This is a genomic window from Algimonas arctica (genome assembly GCF_014652695.1).
GTDB classification, from domain to species: Bacteria; Pseudomonadota; Alphaproteobacteria; order Caulobacterales; family Maricaulaceae; genus Litorimonas; species Litorimonas arctica.
The window spans coordinates 301,676-320,859 of the sequence record NZ_BMZH01000003.1 but is presented as its reverse complement, the minus strand read 5'-3'; the positions used below and the strand labels follow the sequence as shown (position 1 = coordinate 320,859).

The 19,184-nt window shown below is 56.5% G+C and carries 20 protein-coding genes and 1 tRNA gene; 16 read left to right on the top strand and 5 right to left on the bottom strand.

The window, feature by feature from the left end; translation table 11 throughout:
- Positions 1-20: 20 nt before the first annotated feature.
- Both IE105_RS05750 and IE105_RS05745 read left to right on the top strand, forming a co-directional pair.
- A complete protein-coding gene (locus IE105_RS05750; RefSeq protein WP_189496332.1) occupies positions 21-932 on the top strand; it encodes an SPFH domain-containing protein in 912 nt (303 codons plus the stop codon).
- A gap of 3 nt (positions 933-935) precedes the next feature.
- A complete protein-coding gene (locus IE105_RS05745; protein WP_189496330.1) occupies positions 936-1,385 on the top strand; it encodes an NfeD family protein in 450 nt (149 codons plus the stop codon).
- A 59-nt stretch (positions 1,386-1,444) separates the two neighbouring features.
- On the opposite strand, the gene IE105_RS05740 is transcribed toward IE105_RS05745, so the two are convergent.
- Positions 1,445-2,224 carry a hypothetical protein gene (locus tag IE105_RS05740; RefSeq protein WP_189496328.1) on the bottom strand — a complete coding sequence of 260 codons (780 nt, stop codon included), beginning with the start codon at positions 2,222-2,224 and terminating at the stop codon, positions 1,445-1,447.
- Positions 2,225-2,332: 108 nt separating this feature from the next.
- On the opposite strand from IE105_RS05740, the gene IE105_RS05735 reads away from it, so the two are divergent.
- Together IE105_RS05735 and lysA are read left to right on the top strand one after the other, a co-directional pair.
- Positions 2,333-2,587 carry a hypothetical protein gene (locus IE105_RS05735; RefSeq protein ID WP_189496326.1) on the top strand — a complete coding sequence of 85 codons (255 nt, stop codon included), beginning with the start codon at positions 2,333-2,335 and terminating at the stop codon, positions 2,585-2,587.
- 25 nt (positions 2,588-2,612) lie between these two features.
- On the top strand, positions 2,613-3,875 hold the full coding sequence (gene lysA / locus IE105_RS05730) for a diaminopimelate decarboxylase (RefSeq protein WP_189496324.1): 1,263 nt from the start codon (positions 2,613-2,615) through the stop codon (positions 3,873-3,875).
- Positions 3,876-3,968: 93 nt separating this feature from the next.
- Here lysA and IE105_RS05725 read toward each other — a convergent pair whose 3' ends face one another.
- Together IE105_RS05725 and IE105_RS05720 are read right to left on the bottom strand one after the other, a co-directional pair.
- Positions 3,969-4,148, bottom strand: a complete 180-nt coding sequence (locus tag IE105_RS05725) for a hypothetical protein (protein WP_189496322.1) — start codon at positions 4,146-4,148, stop codon at positions 3,969-3,971.
- 71 nt (positions 4,149-4,219) lie between these two features.
- The gene (locus tag IE105_RS05720) at positions 4,220-4,765 is read right to left on the bottom strand and encodes a DUF4287 domain-containing protein (protein ID WP_189496320.1); all 546 of its coding nucleotides are present in this window, start codon (positions 4,763-4,765) and stop codon (positions 4,220-4,222) included.
- A gap of 172 nt (positions 4,766-4,937) precedes the next feature.
- Between IE105_RS05720 and IE105_RS05715 the strand changes: the two genes are divergently transcribed.
- Positions 4,938-6,362 carry a cryptochrome/photolyase family protein gene (locus tag IE105_RS05715; RefSeq protein ID WP_189496318.1) on the top strand — a complete coding sequence of 475 codons (1,425 nt, stop codon included), beginning with the start codon at positions 4,938-4,940 and terminating at the stop codon, positions 6,360-6,362.
- A gap of 69 nt (positions 6,363-6,431) precedes the next feature.
- Positions 6,432-7,178 carry a peptide-methionine (S)-S-oxide reductase MsrA gene (msrA, locus tag IE105_RS05710; protein ID WP_189496316.1) on the top strand — a complete coding sequence of 249 codons (747 nt, stop codon included), beginning with the start codon at positions 6,432-6,434 and terminating at the stop codon, positions 7,176-7,178.
- 16 nt (positions 7,179-7,194) lie between these two features.
- Here msrA and IE105_RS05705 read toward each other — a convergent pair whose 3' ends face one another.
- Positions 7,195-8,676 carry an ArnT family glycosyltransferase gene (locus tag IE105_RS05705; protein ID WP_189496314.1) on the bottom strand — a complete coding sequence of 494 codons (1,482 nt, stop codon included), beginning with the start codon at positions 8,674-8,676 and terminating at the stop codon, positions 7,195-7,197.
- 83 nt (positions 8,677-8,759) lie between these two features.
- Between IE105_RS05705 and murI the strand changes: the two genes are divergently transcribed.
- The 8 genes from murI to IE105_RS05665 all read left to right on the top strand — a co-directional run bounded on the left by murI (position 8,760) and on the right by IE105_RS05665 (position 15,873).
- On the top strand, positions 8,760-9,581 hold the full coding sequence (gene murI / locus IE105_RS05700) for a glutamate racemase (RefSeq protein ID WP_233354004.1): 822 nt from the start codon (positions 8,760-8,762) through the stop codon (positions 9,579-9,581).
- A 48-nt stretch (positions 9,582-9,629) separates the two neighbouring features.
- Positions 9,630-9,712 (top strand) — tRNA-Leu (locus IE105_RS05695).
- 229 nt (positions 9,713-9,941) lie between these two features.
- Positions 9,942-10,922, top strand: coding sequence for an arginine N-succinyltransferase (locus IE105_RS05690; RefSeq protein ID WP_189496309.1), 981 nt, complete (start codon positions 9,942-9,944; stop codon positions 10,920-10,922).
- A complete protein-coding gene (locus IE105_RS05685; RefSeq protein ID WP_233354003.1) occupies positions 10,919-12,274 on the top strand; it encodes an N-succinylarginine dihydrolase in 1,356 nt (451 codons plus the stop codon). Before IE105_RS05690 ends, IE105_RS05685 begins: the two co-directional genes overlap by 4 nt.
- Positions 12,271-13,521 (top strand): hydrolase, encoded by a 1,251-nt coding sequence (locus tag IE105_RS05680; RefSeq protein ID WP_189496307.1) that lies wholly within the window; start codon positions 12,271-12,273, stop codon positions 13,519-13,521. Before IE105_RS05685 ends, IE105_RS05680 begins: the two co-directional genes overlap by 4 nt.
- Positions 13,518-14,885 (top strand): succinylglutamate-semialdehyde dehydrogenase, encoded by a 1,368-nt coding sequence (astD, locus tag IE105_RS05675; protein WP_189496305.1) that lies wholly within the window; start codon positions 13,518-13,520, stop codon positions 14,883-14,885. The genes IE105_RS05680 and astD overlap by 4 nt, the downstream gene beginning before the upstream one ends.
- Positions 14,886-14,967: 82 nt before the next feature.
- Positions 14,968-15,522: a hypothetical protein gene (locus tag IE105_RS05670; RefSeq protein ID WP_189496303.1), complete on the top strand. Its 555-nt coding sequence runs from the start codon at positions 14,968-14,970 to the stop codon at positions 15,520-15,522.
- Between the two features lie 105 nt (positions 15,523-15,627).
- Positions 15,628-15,873, top strand: a complete 246-nt coding sequence (locus IE105_RS05665; RefSeq protein ID WP_189496301.1) for a DUF5710 domain-containing protein — start codon at positions 15,628-15,630, stop codon at positions 15,871-15,873.
- A gap of 14 nt (positions 15,874-15,887) precedes the next feature.
- Here IE105_RS05665 and IE105_RS05660 read toward each other — a convergent pair whose 3' ends face one another.
- Positions 15,888-16,652: an endonuclease/exonuclease/phosphatase family protein gene (locus tag IE105_RS05660; RefSeq protein ID WP_189496299.1), complete on the bottom strand. Its 765-nt coding sequence runs from the start codon at positions 16,650-16,652 to the stop codon at positions 15,888-15,890.
- Between the two features lie 146 nt (positions 16,653-16,798).
- Here IE105_RS05660 and cls point away from each other — a divergent pair, with 146 nt between their 5' ends.
- Together cls and IE105_RS05650 are read left to right on the top strand one after the other, a co-directional pair.
- Positions 16,799-18,262, top strand: coding sequence for a cardiolipin synthase (gene cls / locus IE105_RS05655; protein WP_189496297.1), 1,464 nt, complete (start codon positions 16,799-16,801; stop codon positions 18,260-18,262).
- Positions 18,259-19,179, top strand: a complete 921-nt coding sequence (locus IE105_RS05650) for a diacylglycerol/lipid kinase family protein (RefSeq protein WP_189496295.1) — start codon at positions 18,259-18,261, stop codon at positions 19,177-19,179. Before cls ends, IE105_RS05650 begins: the two co-directional genes overlap by 4 nt.
- Positions 19,180-19,184 lie beyond the last annotated feature (5 nt).

The following is a 19,184-nucleotide window of genomic DNA, read 5'->3' as shown; positions in this document are numbered from 1 at the left end:
CACACGAAAGAGGATATTTGATGGACATAGGACAGATATTGGTTTTGCTGGCGGTTGCGCTGGTGGTTTTCTTTGTTGTTCGCGCGGTTACGGTTGTGCGGCAGGGGTGGGAATATACGGTCGAGAGTTTCGGGCGATATACACGAACGCTTAAGCCCGGCCTGACCTTCTTGGTCCCGTTTTATGAGAGGATTGGTCACAAAGTGAACATGCGCGAGCGTGTCATTGACGTGGACAGCCAAGAAGTGATCACCAAGGATAATGCCATGGTGACCGCGGATGCGGTCGTCTTCATTCAGGTGATCGACCCGCGCAAGGCCGCCTACGAAGTCAATAATCTCGACCATGCCATTCGAAACCTCTGTCTGACCAATGTACGGACCGTTGTCGGGTCAATGGATTTGGACGAAGTTCTGTCCCGTCGGGATGAGATCAATGCCAAGCTATTGACCGTTATCGACCGAGCGACAGACTCGTGGGGGACGAAAGTGACCCGGATCGAAATTAAAGATCTGTCGCCGCCGCATGACATTACCCAAGCTATGAACAAGCAGATGAAGGCCGAACGTGAAAAACGCGCCGATATTCTGATGGCCGAAGGTCATAAGCAAAGCCAGATTCTTAAGGCTGAAGGTGAAAAGCAATCTGCGGTGCGTGAAGCCGAAGGGCGCCGCGAGGCGGCTTTCTTGGACGCTGAGGCCCGCGAACGGGAAGCGCAAGCGGAAGCGTCGGCCACGACGATGGTGTCCCAAGCCATTGCTGAGGGTGATGTGAATGCGATCAATTATTTCATCGCGCAGGACTATGTGAAAGCGTTTGAGAAACTCGCAACGTCGCCGAACCAGAAAACACTAATCGTGCCGGCGGAACTGTCGTCATTAGTCGGGACTTTGGCCGGCGTGAAAACGCTGATTGAGGGTGTGAAGGACTAAGCAATGATAGAACTCCTTTCCCAACTCACCGCGTGGCACTGGCTCATTTTGGGCGTTGTGCTGCTGGGGGTCGAGCTGATGACAGGTTCAACCTATCTCCTCTGGCCGGCGGTCTCAGCCCTCGCGGTGGGCATCCTGCTCTTCATTGCGCCGGGCATGGGTTGGGAATGGCAGATGTTGCTATTTTTCCTGCTGTCGATCACGACGCTCGTGCTGGGACGAACCCATGTACAGAAATTGGTCAAAGGCGGCGAGCCGTCGGACCTAAATGACCCTAGCAAAGCCATGATCGGTCGACAGGTCAAAGCGGCCGCTGATTTTAGCGGTACAGAAGGCCGCGTTAACGTGGGTGACACGCAATGGTCGGCGCGGCTGGAAATCGGTTCAGCGATGGCCGGTGATTTGCTGCGTGTGCAATCTATTGAAGGCGCCACCTTGATCGTGGAACGCTAAGCGCTTCTGATAGATAATGCGGTTGTTAAGGGCGTCGCAGCCCGTAATAGCGACGGCGCTCAGTCGTCGCCAGAGAATTTCGCGACGGTTTTGGCGTCAGGACTTGGGCTCATACGGTAATAGCCCTCTTCGACCCGCACGCCATCGGCGCCCATTTTTTCCAGCGCTTTGATCGAGACCATGCGCGCGCCATCATACAGCTCGAAGTCTGGCTCACCCAGATCAACGCCCTCGGCCGTCGCCCAAACCCGCGGCGGCGCGCTGTCATCCTCTCCGGCCACAGCAATATAATCAAACTTCGGGACCATAAAGCCCATCGCGCCCACCATTTTCTTATAGTGAGAGCGCCCGTCTTTCATCCCGTCCTCAATCTGGCTCAGAGAGTGGGTGCCGGGCGTGTCCTTAAACCGGACGCCCATGTTGATATCAACGATAAAGCCGCGGTCTTCGCGGGTCCGGTCGGCCCGCGCCGGATCGATAATGCAGAGTGACGCGGCATCTGACACGGCGCGCAATTGATCAATGAAACCAATGCTGCGGTTTTTGTCATTGAACTGGACGGGCGACACCGTGTCTGCGTCGCGAAGCTCAACGCGTTCGGGCATGATTTCATTCTCTTGCAGTTTAAATGTCAACGAGAGGTCAGGGCCGACTGTGTCGCGTTTTTCTGGCTTTATGCTGTCAAACTTTGCAATTGTGTCGTGGATCCCACCTGCGGGCATACAATATTCGTCGCTAAGCGGTTTTGGCGCATCCTCAGCCTGCGCCGCCGTAACGAGCAAGAGTGTGGCCAAAGAGGGGGCTAAAAATAGCCTGTGCGAGAGAGAGGAGGGTTTCATCTCACCCCTCTGCCTTGCTGCGCATGACTTAAATAGTGAAAGAATTGTCAGGAACCGCTCACATCATTGCGACTCGACGCAGACAGAGCCTCGCATTATGGCGACCTTATGAAACATCGTCTCAAGCTTGCTTTACTCCTTGCGTTTGTTGCGCCGCTCTCGGCCTGTGGCATTTCCGGCGGGTTGAAAACGGCCCCGCCACTTTGGGGCGAGGCTATGGCGGAAAAAGTCGCGGATGATGCTGCTGTGGTTGATGCCGCCGTGGTTGATGCGGCCGCTCAAACCGCTTCGTCCGATAATCCTCTCGATGCTGACGATGACGATGATGTCGGCTACGGCATTGACGTCGCCGATTTGCCTTAGGGCACGAAAAAGGCCTTTACTGCTCATGCGCCATTTTGATTTTAAGGACGGCGAGCTTTACGCCGAAGGGGTTGCCTTGTCGCGCATTGCGGCCGAGGTCGGCACGCCCGTCTATGTCTATTCCAGCGCGACGTTCGAACGTCATTACCGCGTCTTTGCGGACAGTTTCTCCGGTATGGACACGCTGGTCGCGTATTCGGTTAAAGCCAACAGCAATATCGCCGTGTTGCAAACGCTCGCTAAATTAGGCGCGGGCGCGGATGTGGTGTCAGGCGGAGAGCTGGCGCGCGCCCTGATCGCGGGTATCCCCGGCGCGCGCATTGTGTTTTCTGGCGTGGGTAAAACCAAATCTGAAATGAGCGACGCGCTCGATGCGAACATTAAAATGTTCAATGTTGAAAGTCTGCCCGAATTGCACGCGCTCAACGCGGTGGCCATGCAAAAAGGCGTGCGCGCTCCGATTGCGTTTCGGGTCAATCCGGATGTGAGCGCGGGCGGGCATGAAAAGATCAGCACGGGCAAAAAAGAGAATAAATTTGGGATTGCCTGGAGCGGCGCTGAGCAGGCCTATGCGGAAGCCGCGCGACTTCCGGGGATCGAGGTCGTCGGCGTTGATGTTCACATTGGGAGTCAGATTGATGACCTCGCGCCGTTTGAGGCGGCGATTGTCAAAGTCGCCGGGTTGATCACGCGGCTGCGCGAACAAGGTCACACGATCCGGGCGTTTGATATTGGCGGTGGCCTTGGTATTCCTTACGGCGATAATGGCCGCACCCCGCCGCAACCGTCTGAATATGGCGCGTTGGTCCGGCGACTTACGGCGGATCTAGACGTGCAAATGGTGTTCGAACCAGGCCGCATGATCGCGGGCAATAGCGGCATTCTGCTGACCCAAGTCCTTTATGTTAAACAGGGTGAGGATCGAGACTTCCTGATCCTCGACGCGGCGATGAATGATTTGCTCCGCCCCGCGCTCTATGATGCTTTCCACGACATGGAACCTGTGTGCGCACCGGGGCCGGATTATACGTCTCACACCTACGACATTGTCGGGCCAATTTGCGAAAGTGGCGACACTTTTGCCAAAGGCCGCGAGATGCCGGAACTCTCGTCCGGCGACCTCATCGTGATCCATTCGACGGGGGCGTATGGCGCGGCGCAAAGCAGCCAATATAATACGCGTCCGCTCGTGCCGGAAGTCATGGTGCGCGGCGATGAATACCGCGTGATCCGTGAGCGCCCAACTGTGATGGACATTCTAAAAACTGAGCGGCTTGTCGATTGGTGACGCCGATCAAGGGTCCGGGGGACCCGTGATCAAGGAAGCGCGAACGTCGTGCGCGGCGGACAGCCAGAGAGTTACTACGGCAGTTTGCCCAAACTACCGTACTTTTCGTATCGTCAACTTATCTTCTTTCGCGCGTTTCTTGGTCGACTCTTCCGACCGTGTCAGCGACTTTGCAATTGCCTTTAAACTCATCCCCTTGCCTGCTAAACGGTTCAGCTTCTGAATCTCGTCAGTCGTCCATGCTTGGCGATGGCGTTCAAAATGGTCTTTCATGAGGGGGCCTTTTGTCTGTGTGACAGCGACAATGAAGCCCGGGCGCACCCGCGACTTTCTAAATTCGGATTTTAGCCAGAGCGTGAATAAGCGTCTTTCAACCAGCCCTTAACCTCAGTGTCAAAGTCTTTAGAAGACTCAAGGCGTACACGATGTGAACACATTGCATTGTAAGGCTCGAGACGACCTGTCGTCTCATCCCCTTTTAAAGCCAATCCAAGGTCGATTCGGGACTTAGTCGCGGGTATAATAAGCGCGAATTGTTTTTTTCGTCGTAGACTGTGAGAGGCCTTCTTCGGGGCCAGCTCAACGTCTTGACCGAGGGATTTTGCGTATTTTACAATCAAATCATGCAGAGGCTTAAGTCCGGATTTGGGCCCTGAATATTGCGTGGCAATCAAGTCAACATCCTCACCGCTTTCGCGCGCCTTTGTGGCGATCAAATTCGCAAACCCGTGTGTAACACCATGCTCGCTTTTCAGGAGTTTGACGATAGCGCCATGTTTCTCGTGTCCGCTTTTGGCGATAATCTTTTTCCAAGCGTCTAATGTTTGACCTGTTTTTTCAGGTATATTGGTGAGCATTGTTGCAAGTTGATCGTCAGGTGATGCCGCCATTGTTTACTCCCGGCTAAGATTCAGTCGGTTTTCTCAAACGAAAACTGTCTAACTTCCAGAGACTAGCACTTTTCGCGATGTGTGACTAATTTCTCCGCCTGCCTCACACTGTCCTTGCTCATCTAATCCCTATTTTTCAACCTCACCCGCTTCGCCCAACCGTATATACCCTATGACAACAGCTTCCCCTTCCATCGTCTGGTTCCGCAAGGACCGGCGCCTGTCTGATCACCCGGCGCTGCACGCGGCCATAGATCGCGGCGGCCCGATCATTCTGCTTTATATTTTGGAGAGCGATACAGGGCGGGCGCATGGCGGCGCGAACGGGGTGTGGCTGCATCATTCCCTCGGCGAATTAAAGGCCGATATTGAAAATCGCGGCGGGCGCTTGATCCTGCGCGCAGGGGCGGCCGCCGCGGTAATCGACGCGGTGATCAAAGAGACAGGTGCAGACGCCGTGTTCTGGAACCGCCGCTATTTTAAGCCGGACCGCGACCGCGACGCGCAGATCAAAGACACACTCACCGCGCGCGGCCTCAGCGTTGAAAGCTTTAAAGGGAATTTACTGGTGGAGCCGTGGGAGGTGAAAACCAAGACAGGGACACCCTACCGCGTGTTCACCCCGTTCTGGCGCGCGGCCAAGGATGGGCTTGAGGTCGCCGATCCGCTGCCTGCGCCGACCACGTTAGACGGCTTCGACGGCGCGCTGGCGTCTGATGATCTGGATGGGTGGGGCTTGTTGCCCACGCGCCCGGATTGGGGCTCCAAAATGCTCGACTATCACACCCCAGGCGAAGCGGCGGCGCAGGCACGGCTCGCCGATTTCTTGGACGGCCCGATTGAGGACTACGCGGAAGGTCGCGACCGCCCTGATAAAGACTTGACCTCGCGCCTCTCTCCACATTTGGCGCACGGCGAGATTAGCCCACGTCAGATTTGGGATGCGTGCAAAGACAATGAGACGACGTCGTATAAATTCTTGAGCGAGATCGGGTGGCGTGAATTTTCCTACTCCCTGCTGTTCTATAACCCAGAGTTGGCGACGAAAAATTTTAATCCGAACTATGAGGCCATGGCGTGGGATCATGATGACCAAGCCTTTGAAGCGTGGACGACCGGACAGACCGGTTATCCGTTTGTCGATGCCGGGATGCGGCAACTCTGGGCGACGGGGTGGATGCACAACCGCGTGCGCATGGTGGTGGCGAGCTTCCTGATCAAACATTTGATGATCGACTGGCGTGACGGCGAGGATTGGTTCTGGGACACGCTGTTGGAAGCGGACCTCGCGTCCAATGCGGCCAGCTGGCAGTGGGTGGCAGGCACGGGCGCGGATGCCGCACCCTATTTCCGCGTGTTTAATCCGTTCGGGCAGGGCGAGAAGTTCGATCCCAATGGGGACTATGTGCGCCAATGGGTGCCAGAGCTGGCGGCGCTGCCGAATAAATACCTCCAGCAACCCTGGACCGCGCCTGACGATGTCTTGGATAAATCAGGAATTGAGTTGGGCCGCGATTATCCAGAACCGATTGTCGACCATAAGGAGGCACGCGAACGCGTTCTCGCCGCCTACAAGGCGGCACGGGCCGGGAATTAAGCGCCCGCTCACGCGCGCCTCTCCACAAATTCATTGGAACAATGCCGGTTGCAGCCGCATAAGATTGATATGAAATATAAAATTATCCTCACGGCTTTCACGGCCATAACCCTTGTCTCGGCCTGTGCCGAAGCGTCTCCGCCTGTTGATGCGGATGGGGCTCAGACAGTAACAAGCGCTGAAACCATGACAGCTGAAGCCCAGTTAGTTGAGGTCAAGACGGGGGTCGCCTCCGCCGTGTCAGGTCCGATGGCACCGTATAAGTCGGAAGCGCCCGACGGATTGGCGACCGCTATTTTCGCAGGCGGATGTTTCTGGTGCGTGGAAAAAGATTTTGAAAGCCTCCCCGGCGTGATCGAGGTCAAATCAGGCTACACGGGCGGAACGCTTGATAATCCGAGTTATAAGGCAGTGAGCTATACCGAGACGGGCCATTATGAAGCCGCTGAGGTTCTCTTTGATCCGAGCGAAGTGAGCTATCGTGAGTTGGTGGATTTCTATTGGACGACGGTCGATCCGACCGATGAAACGGGTCAATTCTGCGATACAGGGTCGTCTTACCGGACGGCTGTATTTGCCACGCCAAACCAACTGCCAGATGCCACGGCGAGCTTAGCCGCGATTGAGGCAAATAAACCTTTTAACGCGCTCATCGTGACGCCGATTGTGCCGGCCGTGACCTTCTATGACGCCGAAGATTATCATCAGGATTATTACAAGAAAAACCCGCTGCGCTATCGCGGCTACCGACTCAGTTGCCGTCGGGATGCCACGCTTAAACAACTCTGGGGGGACGCGGCGCACGGCGGGAAATAGGTCGGAGGCCTAACTCTTAGTCTCTGAACACGGGGCCGTGGTAGCCTGACGCAGCGTATGTATAGAGGCGGCGCGTCTTGCCGCCGCCCAGTATGATCTCGATATCCCCTAGAGGCGCTAGGGTCTCGAAATCGCGGGCGAAATAACCCGCGTAACCCGCGTAATATGAGACGATCAGAACTGACCGATCATCTTGTGGGAGCGGACTCGTAAGCTCGGCATGATTGTTAAGCCGGGGTTCGAACCGCCACATATAAAGCGGGGTTGTTTCGGGTAGCCCGTAATAGACAAGGTCGTAAAACATGAGCCGATTATCAACGGCGACGGCGGCGTAATCGCCTGCTTCATAGCGCGCGCGGATGACCTCGACCGTCTCTGGCCAAGCGCGCTGTCGTTTGACGGAATTGGCAAAGCCGAGCTGATCCACCAGTGTCGGCGAGGTCATCACCGCCCCTGGGATCAAACAAAGAAGCGCATTGATGATGAGTCCGGCTTTCAGCCACCGCAATGTGCGCTCTGAGCTCACGGCCCACGCCGCCAGCACGATCGGCGCACTGGCGTAAGCGGCCCCGGCCCAATTCGCATTGGCGCGACTAATCAGGGCTTGAACACAGATGACAAGCAGCGGGGTGAGCGCCAAAAACACGAGCCAGAGGCTGAACTCTTTGCGGGATTTTCGCGCGGTCCAAAAAGCGATCAGCAATAGAATGAATGTGAGCGGCCCGAACACGCCCAATTGCCCCAAGACGAATTCGGCGAGCTCGCCGGGATTGAGCTGTGGGCCGTCTTTCAGATTGGCATTATCCGTCGTGTGGACCAGCGTCGCGAAATCATGCGTGGCGTTCCACAGCAGGTTTGGCAGTAAAATGACGCCGCCGACAAGTCCGGCGACCAAGCCGCGCCATCCCAGCAGAGCGTGGCGCGTGGCGCGGTCAAGTATGAGCGCCAAGACAAAGGCGGGCACCACATAGATCATCGCATATTTGGTCATCATGCCAAGACCAAACGCGGCGCCTAATGTGAGCGCCCAGACCCATGTGGCGCGCTCGCGCAGCCGTACCCACGCATGAATAAATAAGGCGACGAACACCAGCAGCGCCGCGTCCGTGCTAATGATGGAGGCCGACAGGGCGACCCCGGGCATGAGGACGTAAAGCGCGCTCGCGAAAAACCCGGTCTTGGCTCCATAAAGTCGCGTCGCGGTGAGGTAGGTCAAAACCGCCGTCATCGAATGTAAAAAAGGCGACGCCAGCCGTACCGCCCATTCGGTGTCTCCAAACACGGCTGTCGTCATCCAGATAACCCACGCAATCAGGGGTGGTTTGGAATAATAACCGAAAGCAGGATCTTGTGCCCATGCCCAATATTGCGCTTCGTCACCGTGCAAGCCTGCCGGATTGAGCAGCACAACAAGGACGCGAAAGAACAGGAGCCCGCCGATGAGCGCCACGGCCCATCGGCTATATCGTCGATTTATTTCAGATGTTGGCCAGCTCATCTGTATTCGCTAGGCGGGGATTAGCGCAAAATAAACCTTATTTGGCTGCAAGGGGGACATATGTTTCGGCTATACCCATCCGCGTGACCCTGTCTCGCCCCAATTTTGCGCCGCATGCGCTCGTGTTTGACTCCGGCGTTGGTGGCTTGTCCGTCAGCCGCGATATGCGCACGCGCATGCCGGATTTACGGCAAACCTATCTCGCGGATGATGCGTTCCGGCCGTATGGGGAGAAGACCGAAGCACAGCTCCGCGCACGACTGCCCGCTCTCCTCGCGCCCCTTTGCGATATGCTCCGGCCCGATATTGTGGTGATTGCGTGCAACACCGCCTCGACGACGGCCCTGCCGGCTATTCGGGCGGTCTTGGATGTGCCCGTGGTGGGTGTCGTCCCTGCGATTAAGCCCGCCGCTGCAGCCTCGCGCATGCGTCGTATTGCGGTTCTCGGCACACCCGGCACGGTCCGGCGTCGTTATGTTGATGATCTGATCGACCGCTATGCCAGCGATTGCGAGGTGCGACTGAAAGGCTCTCTCGCACTTGTCGAACAGGCGGAACGCAAACTGCGCGGGGATCCTGTGGATCGGGACGTTATTGCGGCTGAAATCGCCCCTTTGTTCCAAGGGGCTCCGATCGACGCCGTTGTGCTCGCCTGTACGCATTTCCCGCTCTTGCGTGATGAGCTCGTCGCTGCGGCGCCTTATTCTGTTGACTGGATCGATAGCGGTGATGCGATTGCGCGACGCGTCGAGAGCCTATTGGCCGAGGGTCCGGCGCCCAAAGCTGACCCGCCCGCGCAACAAATCGCGTATTCAACAGGCCTAAACATAACGCCTGCGCAGCGACTGACATTTTCGGCTTATGGATTTACACAGTGTATCGCCCTGAAAGGCGCGCCAAAGTGACGTTGCCCGTTGACGCCCGCGCAATCACCGCTAAAGGCGTTTCCGCGCGCCGGTGTGGTGGAATTGGTAGACACGCGGGATTCAAAATCCCGTGTCCCTAGGACGTGTCGGTTCGAGTCCGACCACCGGTACGCGCTTTGTGTTCCGCCCAAGAGGCGAAATTGTCAGTCCTGCGGACTGACAATTGCAATATGCTGAAGGTCAAAGGCCGCCGGCCACCCATCCTACCAGCGGTCTCATCATCGCCGTCCCAACCCTTGCAACTTGACCCGCTGCTCGCTAGACGCAGGACTACGCCCTGATCGACTGCTGTGCCCCAACGGACCGGCTCTCAGGACGCGCACACGTTGAGGTTTTCCCTTGGACGTTTTTCGCCTCGCCCACCCCGATGACGCCGCTGCGATCACGGAATTTACTCGTGCCGCCCAAGCGGGACTGACAACTGTGCCGCGTAATCGCGAGCGGGTGGACGCTTATATTGAAGCGACGCAGCGCTTTCTCGCCGGGGAGGCTTCGGCGAACCGGCTATTGTTTGTGGTCGAACGCGACGGCGTTGTGATGGGAATCTCCGGGATTATCCCGAAATTGGGGGTGGAGCGGCCATTTTATTCGTTCAAACGCTCCCGCCATGCCCGTCATTCGTCGCAATTGGGTTTGCGCACGGAATATGAAACTTTGCAATTGACCACAGATTTCGATGGCTGGACGGAACTTGCGTCAATTTATCTGGCCCCCGAAGCCCGCGGGCAGGGGGTGGCGCGTCTGCTCTCGCTGGGGCGGCTCTGCTTTGTCGAGGCGCACCGGGCGCTGTTTGATGACCGGTTGATGGCGGATATTCGCGGTTGGGTCGATGAGGCGGGTGTCAGTCCGTTTTGGGAACATGTGACAAGCAAATTCATCAATACGGATTTCGAAATCGCGGACAGGCTGTCCGCCAATGACGGGCGCTTCATTATGGAGTTGCTCCCGAGTTTACCGATCCTGATGAACCTGTTGCCTGACGCGGCGCGTATTTGTGCGGGTCGTCCGCACGAAATTTCGCGCGGCGCGATGAACCTGCTGATGGGCGCTGGGTTTGAAGAAACGGAACTGTGCGACATTTTCGATGGCGGTCCGGCGATCAGCTGCCGCGCGGATGCCACATTGATTGCGCGCACGGTGCGCGGCGTGGAGAGCTATCGCGATGGGCCGCAGCGCCTAATGGCGTTCTCAGGCGCAGCCGCAGATTTTCGCGCGACGCTGACGTCGGGGGATGTGGCGCAAGGTCATGTATCCGAAGCGGCGCAGGCGCTCGGTGATGTGCGGATCGCCTTGGCGCAAGATCGGCGGAATGGACAATGACAGAGACTATGACACGCGAAATGAATTTCGATGGGCTGGTCGGACCGACGCATAATTATGCAGGCCTCAGCCGGGGCAATATCGCGTCCGCAACGCATAAAGGGCGCGTCTCCAATCCGCGTGCGGCGGCGTTGCAAGGCCTGACGAAGATGGAGCGGCTGATTGATCTCGGACTGCCGCAGGGCGTCATCCCGCCACAGGACGGACCGCGCGTGGGCTTCCTCCGTTCGCTCGGGTTTACCGGAACGGACGCAGACATCGTGCAGATGGCAGGGAGTGCGAATCCGGCTTTGCTCGCCAATGTCAGTTCGGCCTCGTCGATGTGGACGGCCAATGCGGCAACCGTGTCGCCCGGCGCGGACACGTCCGATGGCCGTGTTCACTTTACGCCCGCCAACCTCATTTCTATGCCGCACCGGGCGATGGAACACGGTCTGACGCAGCGTATCTTGACGCGTATTTTCAAGGATGAGACATATTTCGCCGTGCATGACGCCCTACCGATGAACCCCATGCTGGGCGACGAAGGGGCGGCTAACCATAATCGTCTGTGTAAACGCCATGGCGATGCGGGTTTGGAAGTGTTTGTGTATGGCCGTGCGGCGCTCTCGCCTCAAGCGGATGATCCCCAATTTCCCGCGCGCCAAACACTGGAATCCTGCCATGCGCTGGCCAGTCGTCACGGGCTGTCGCGCGGACATTTCCTGCGCCAAAACCCCAAGGCGATTGATGCGGGCGCATTTCATAATGACGTCGTGTGCGTCGTGAACGAAGATACAATGCTCTATCACGCGCTTGCGTTTGAGACGCCGGATGCGATGGAAGCGGCTGTGACAAAAGCCTGCGAACCGCTCGGGTTTGCGCCGCGTTTTGCGCGTGCAGACATGCCGATTGAGGACGCCATTGCCGCCTATGTTTTCAATTCGCAGCTTATCACGCTGCCCTCTCAAAATTCAGGAGACGGCGGAATGGCGATGATCTTGCCCATAGAGGCGCAAGAGACCCCAACCGCCAAAGCCTATGTGGATCGGCTGATCAGCGATGGTGTCATCAAAGCGGCGCATTATCTCGATCTCCGTCAGAGCATGAGCAATGGCGGCGGTCCGGCGTGTTTACGCTTGCGCGTGGCGATGGGGACGGACGCTCTGGCGGCGGTACATCCGGGCGTAGTGATGACAAAGGCAAAAATTGCGGCGCTCCGCGCGGTCATCACAACACATTATCGCGACCGTTTGACCTTGGACGACATGGGCGATCCGCAGTTTTTGACGGATGTTCGCGGGGCGCTAGACGCGATTACCCACGCGCTCGATTTACCCGCCCTCTATGATTTTCAGAAAGACGTAGCATGATGCTCTCCGACATCACCCCCACAGACCAAGCCGCGCTTGATCACGTTGCCACACGGCAGGACGCGATGTTGGACCGTGTGCTCGGGTGGGCGCGTATCAACACGGGGAGCTGGAACATTGACGGGCTGACCACGCTCGCGCCGATGATCGCGGACGCCTTGCGAGAAACCGGCGCAGACGTCGAAATCGTCACGACGCCGGCGATTGAAACGATCAATGCCAAAGGCGAGGTGGATGCGTTTGAGACAGGGCCTGTTTTGCGCGCCACACAGCGTCCCAACGCGCCTGTGCAAATTATCTTAACCGGTCACTATGATACCGTCTTTCCGCCGGAAACCTTCACCACCATCACCGACATGGGGGAGGGCAAGCTCAACGGGCCGGGCCTGGCCGATATGAAGGGCGGGATTACCGTCATGATCGAAGCGCTCAAGACATTTGAGGCTTTCGGCGAGACGGAGAAACTTGGCTATACGGTCATTTTAACGCCCGACGAAGAGACCGGCAATTTTGCCTCGGACAGTTTTTTGCGCGCTGCCGCTAAAAAGGCTCATATCGGCCTCACCTTCGAACCGGCGATGGAAGACGGCGCATTGGCAGGCGCGCGCAAAGGCTCTGGCATTTGGGACATCGTGTTTCGCGGGCGATCTGCGCATGCGGGACGGGAACCGGAAAAAGGCCGCTCTGCCGTGTGGGCAGCGTGCGAAATGGCGTTAAAAGTCGAAGCCTTGATGGGCCAACGTGACGGAGTTGTGTTTAATGTGGGCTCTGTCGATGGGGGCGCAGCGGTGAATATTGTGCCGGATAATGCTGTGCTGCGGCTTGGCTCTCGCGCGCCTGATCCGGACGCGGCCGCGTGGGCGGAAAGCCAGATCATGGCCGCGCTCGACGATGTGCTGAAACGCGACGGGATTACGGCGCATGTGCATGGCGGTTTCTACCGCCCGCCCAAGCCGCGCAACGCCGCCCAAGACCGTTTGATCGGGGACGTCCGCGAAACAGCCAAAGGCATCGGCCTTGATCTGGTGTTCAATGACACGGGCGGCGTGTGCGAAGGCAATAATGTCTTTGCGGCCGGCACGCCCAATATCGATACGCTCGGCGTTCGGGGTGGCCGCATACATTCTTCTGAGGAATTCATGGTGGTGAGTAGCCTGTCTGAGCGCGCAGGCCTCGCGACGCTCATTCTTAACCGTTTGGCGGATGGCCGTATGGATGGCCCCGCGATCAAAAAGCTGATGTTATGAAAAGCACCAATCCAATTACGGGCGCGACGGTCTGGACCGGCGAGGCGGCCTCTGCTGCCGCCGTGACACAAGCTGTCGAGACCGCCCGCGCCGCCTTTCACGACTACGCCCTAACGCCGCTCTCAGACCGGATTGCCATGATGGAACGCTGGGGTGAGGCAATTGTTGCGCGCAAGGAAGAGATCGCGCGCGCGATCTCTGATGAGATTGGCAAGCCGATGTGGGAAGCCCGCACGGAAGCCGGGGCGATGGCGGGGAAAGTCGCCCATTCGATCCGGGCGCAAGCGGAACGCGCGGGATCCAACCAGACAGAGGCGATGAGCCTCAATCATCGTCCGCACGGCGTCATGGCCGTGTTTGGTCCGTTTAACTTTCCGGGTCATTTGCCCAATGGTCACATCATTCCGGCCTTGCTGGCGGGCAATTGCGTTGTGTTTAAGCCCAGCGAGTTGGCGCCGTCCGTAGGGGATATTTTCGTTGATTTGGGCCGAGAGGCCGGATTGCCGGAGGGGGTCTTAAACATTGTCCAAGGCGGTCGCGATACTGGGGCCGCGTTGCTCGACGCCGATATTGACGGGCTCCTCTTCACCGGGAGCGCGGGCACGGGAACCTATTTTCATAAGCATTTTTCGGGTCGTCCCAATGTCATTCTTGCGTTGGAAATGGGCGGCAATAATCCGCTCATTATCCACGATGCGGCGGATGTGGATGCGGCGGCGGATATTGCCACGGTTTCAGCGTTTATTTCGGCGGGGCAGCGCTGTTCCTGCGCGCGGCGTTTGATTGTGCCGACAGGCGCGTTTGGCGACGCGGTGTTGGATAAAATGATGGCAAAGATGGCGGCGATGCGTGTCGGCGCGCCGGATGATGACGTGTTTATCGGATCTGTCGTGTCAGAAGAGGCGGCGAAAGCCGCCATCGCGTTTGAAGCGGATTTACGCACGCGGGGCGGTCGATCGCTCGTGCCTTTGGACCGCACGGGCGCCTTTCTGCGGCCCGGCCTCATGGACGTCACAGGCGTGGACGCCCCGGACGAAGAAATCTTCGCGCCGTTCTTGCAAGTTTCCCGCATTGACGGGATCGAGGCGCAAATAACCGCGGCGAATAAGACGCGGTTCGGATTGGCTGCGGGCCTGATCAGCGATGAGGCAGACCTTTGGGACTATGTGCGCCCGCGCTTGCGGGCAGGGATCGTGAATTGGAATAAGCCAACAACAGGCGCGGCCAGTTCGATGCCCTTTGGCGGGCCGGGTCTGTCGGGTAATTTCCGTCCGGGCGCTTACTATGCGGCTGACTATTGCGCCTGGCCACAAGCCAGCCAAATCGCGCAGGCGCCTGCGTCGCCGACACTGCCGAATTTCTAACTGACGGTCGTGTTTCTGAACGGTCTATGCTTACCCGTCTAATCTCGCTAATGCGGGATGAAATTATAAACTGGACTGTCCCATGAACGCTCTCAAAACCCGCAAACTGCTCGTTAATCTGCACCTTATCTTTGCCGGCCTCATGGCGCCGGCCTTTTTGCTGGTGGCGATTTCGGGCGGGCTTTACCTGATCAACATCAAAGGAACGACGACTGAAACGCCCGTCACGCTTAGCGACGGCGCGCAGCTTGATTTCAGCAGCGAAACTTTGGATGCCGACGTGCGGACCCTGTTGGCGCAAAGCGGTATCGACCATAAATTTGAATATACTCGCAATCGCGGTCAGGCCATCGATCTGCGGCCCACGTCTCGGACCTATTTGACAATTTCGCAAACAGAGGGCGGGTTAACTGCGACGCGCTATAAGCCTAACCTACAAAAATCCATGATCGAGCTTCATAAAGGTCACGGGCCGAGCTTGTTCAAATTGTACCAAAAATTCGTCGCCATTCTGCTCATCGGCGTGGTGCTGGGCGGCGTGCTCGTCGGCCTATTGGCAAAGGCCTATCGCGGTAAAACTATCGCGTCACTGGCCGCCGGGACTGTGTTATTTTTGATCCTCGCTCTGCTGGCGTAGCGCGTATGCGGCCCCCCCGCGGTGAGGGGCGTGGAGTAAGAATAAATTCCTTGCAATTGCCGTTTGTTCTTCTTATGTTCTATTTATGGAACAGGAGACGAGCTCATGATGAAACGCTACATCAATGTCGCTTATAAAGATCGGGATATGGCAAAGCGTCTTGGCGCGCGCTGGGATCCCTCGGTGAAGCGCTGGTATTGTCCGCCGGGCTCCGTTTTGGCGAAGGCCTATGGTTGGCGCAAAGCGCCAGCGGGTGGGATGACCGCATCGGCGAATGTGTCCCCGTCTGTGGCGGCGAATTCTAACAGCCTTGCCTCTCGTGGAAATCCACAACTCTCCCTCTTGGGTTAAAAGGGGAACTTTGATTAGTCTTTGTAGCTTGTGAATTTGAACTCCGCCGACACAGGACGGTGGTCAGAGAAGTCCACGTCCTCGACTAAGACCTCGTGCTCATAGGTTTTATCATCGCTCAGAATATGGTCGAGCGCCTGTCGGGGCGCCCATGCCGGATAGGTCTTGTGGATGCCGGACGTGAGGGGGCGTATTTCGCATATTTCAGAGAGGCGTTTCATGGGGACAGAGCGTGCGCCGCAATTAAAATCGCCGCAAACAATCCGCCTTGCGCGTCCATATTGCGGCAGATTGAGATGATCGGCCAGAAACTCAATTTGCTGGGTTTGATCCGCGATTCCAAGGGACAGATGGACACAGGCGATGATTGTCGCCGGGTCCATATCCAGCTCGACGATTAAGGCCCCGCGTCCGCCCATTCGACCCGGTAATTTCAGATCCTCACAGGATTTAATCGCCACACGGGATAGGATGGCGTTCCCATGAAGGGAGATCGCTCGCACCGCCCGGTTTTCCTGATAGACATGATGGGCATGTTGACTGGCTTCTCGTAACAGGTCGCCTTGATTGGCAAATCCCGCCCGCCGCCCGCCCGGGTCAACTTCTTGCAAACAGACGACATCATAGCCCGCCAAAAATTTCCCAATGGATCGCAAGCGCTTTCGCTTCGCCTTTGTTGAGAAAAGTTGGTGGTGGGCCTTTGAAATATAGTGGTGGGGGCGTTGCGTACCGATTCCGGCCTGAATGTTATAAGAAAGGACAGAAAAGGTCTGACTCATCGTAATTTTATGACCGCCTTTTTCGAATCTATGTCGCAAGTGACTTATTATAAGGAACCCGCGACAGGTCTAGCCGTTCCATCAAGTGTCAAGGAGTGCAAGTGTCAAAGCGTGCTTAGGCATTTATCAAGGCTGGGAAAAAATATATGCATCTAACAAGCCCGCTCTTTGTGCTCGTGCACATTCTTGTGACGCTGACCCTGTCACTTACCATCATTAGTCGACGGATTAATGTCGCGACAACCCTCTCATGGATCATCCTTTTGTCTGTCCTGCCGATCATAGGACCGACCCTCTATTTTCTTTTCGGAAGTCACTCACTGGGGCGGAAACGTGACAAGGCAGGATGGTCGATACGACAACATTATCAAAAAGACTTTGGCATCGGCAAACGGCGCGTGGATCGCAAAGATTTGCCCGTGGCAGATTATCTTCAAGATTTGTCGTGGATGCTATCGATGCAGACGGGTTTTTTCCCGGCCTCAGGTAATCGCTACAAATTGTTTAGCGAGTCTCCTCCGCTGATTGCGGCAATTGTTGATGATATCGATGCGGCGCAAGAAAGCGTCTATCTGGAATTTTACATCGTCGAACCCAAGGGATCGATTGTCAAAGTTCTAGAGGCCCTTGAACGGTCCGCAAAACGCGGTGTGGATACGCGATTGATGGTTGATGACATTGGCGGTCGCCCGTTTTTTACATCAAACTGGAATAAGCGGCTTTCGCAGGCCGGGGTGGATGTCGTGAAGTCTCTGTCCGTCAATCCGATGAAGGCGTTCTCAAAACGAACGGACCTACGGAACCATCGAAAGCTGATCGTCATAGACCGGGACATTGGCTACACAGGCAGTTACAATCTGACTGATCCTGTCAAATTCAAGCAAGGAAAAGGCTATGGAGAATGGGTTGATGTGATGGTCCGCTTGGAAGGCCACATCGTATCATCCCTCTCTTGCGTGTTTAACACAGACTATATTTTTGACAGTCAGGGCATGGATTATACGAAAGACGATTTGAACGCGCTTGCAGATGACGGGGATGAAAAGCCGGAGTTTTCCGAAGGTGCGGTCATGCAATTGGTTCCGTCTGGCCCCGAAATGCAGACATCTGTCATTCATGAATTAATTGCGGCGTCAATTTTCGGCGCTAGGAAAACTGTTACCGTCGTTACGCCCTATTTCGTGCCCGATGAAACCATCCAATTAGCGCTTATCAATGCTGCTCACCGCGGTGTTCGGGTTCGTCTTATTGTCCCCAAACGTGTGGATTCGATCATGGCGCGCCACGCTGGCGAAAGTACATTTGATAATTTGATCAGCGCCGGAATCGGGGTCTACCGGTTCAAAGGCGGCATGCTGCATACCAAGCTAGTGCAAATTGATGATCAGATGACACTGATCGGAACAGCCAATGTCGATATGCGGAGTTTTTACCTGAATTTGGAAATGACCTTATGCGTTTACGACACAGACTTTGCGGCGCAAATCAATCAGCTCGTTGGGCAATATCTCAAAGGCTCAGAAATTCTTGATCCCGATCAATGGAAAACACGGGGTCATGTTTTACGTTGGAAAGAAAACATCCTCCGTCTCGCGAGTCCGTTATTATGAGCGACCAAGCAACACGACAGAAACCCGTGGTTTTGACCAACCTGTCATCCTCATCATCCGAGGATATTTCAGGCGCACTCGCATCTATATTTCAGCGATATGGGTATAGCGCCCCTGACCAATTCGTCGGGCAATCGGATGATATGGCGCAGATGATGAGTCAGATGCGCGCCGCGAAAGGCGATTTTCTGGTCTCTTACGGCGGTGACGGCACAGCAGCGGCTGTAGCCTCAATTGCGCGCGAACTGAATGTCCCGTTTTTGGCGCTCCCCGGGGGGACCATGAATATGCTGATGCATGGACTTTATGGGTCCGATAGCTGGCAAGACTGCCTGATGCGCGGACTGGCCTGCGCCGCGCCCCGTCCCATGACGGTCGGGACTGTGTCCGATGAAGCGGGACAAACCGGGACATTTATGGTTGGGTGTATATTCGGAAAACCGACGCAGATGAGCGCCGCGAGAGAAGAGTTACGCGACGGGCGGGTTGTCGAGGCGGCAAAAGGCGCGATCGGCGTCATGAAAGCGACGACAGACGCCTCACGGATAAAAATTGCCGCAAATGGGGTCGCTTTTGACGATCGGTCTGTCGAATTGATCAATGTTACCTGCCCCTTCATGGACGGCGCAGCGCTTGATCCGGATCGGCTCGATCTCACTCTATTCGAAACGGTAACCGGCGGCAGTGCCCTATCCCTTGGCGTTGCTGCCTTGCTGGGTAATTTACACCAGAGCCAAGCGGTCGAAACTTTGAAATCACCACAGTTCCGGTTGCGTGCTGATGGGGTCATAGACGCCTTGCTCGACGGGGAGCCTTATGTTTTCAAAGGGGAGGTGACAGTCGCAATCGATACGGCTCATGGCCTCGTGATGGCCCCGTGGCCGGCGATGGTGTCGGCGTCACAGTCAAAAACTTAGTCCGC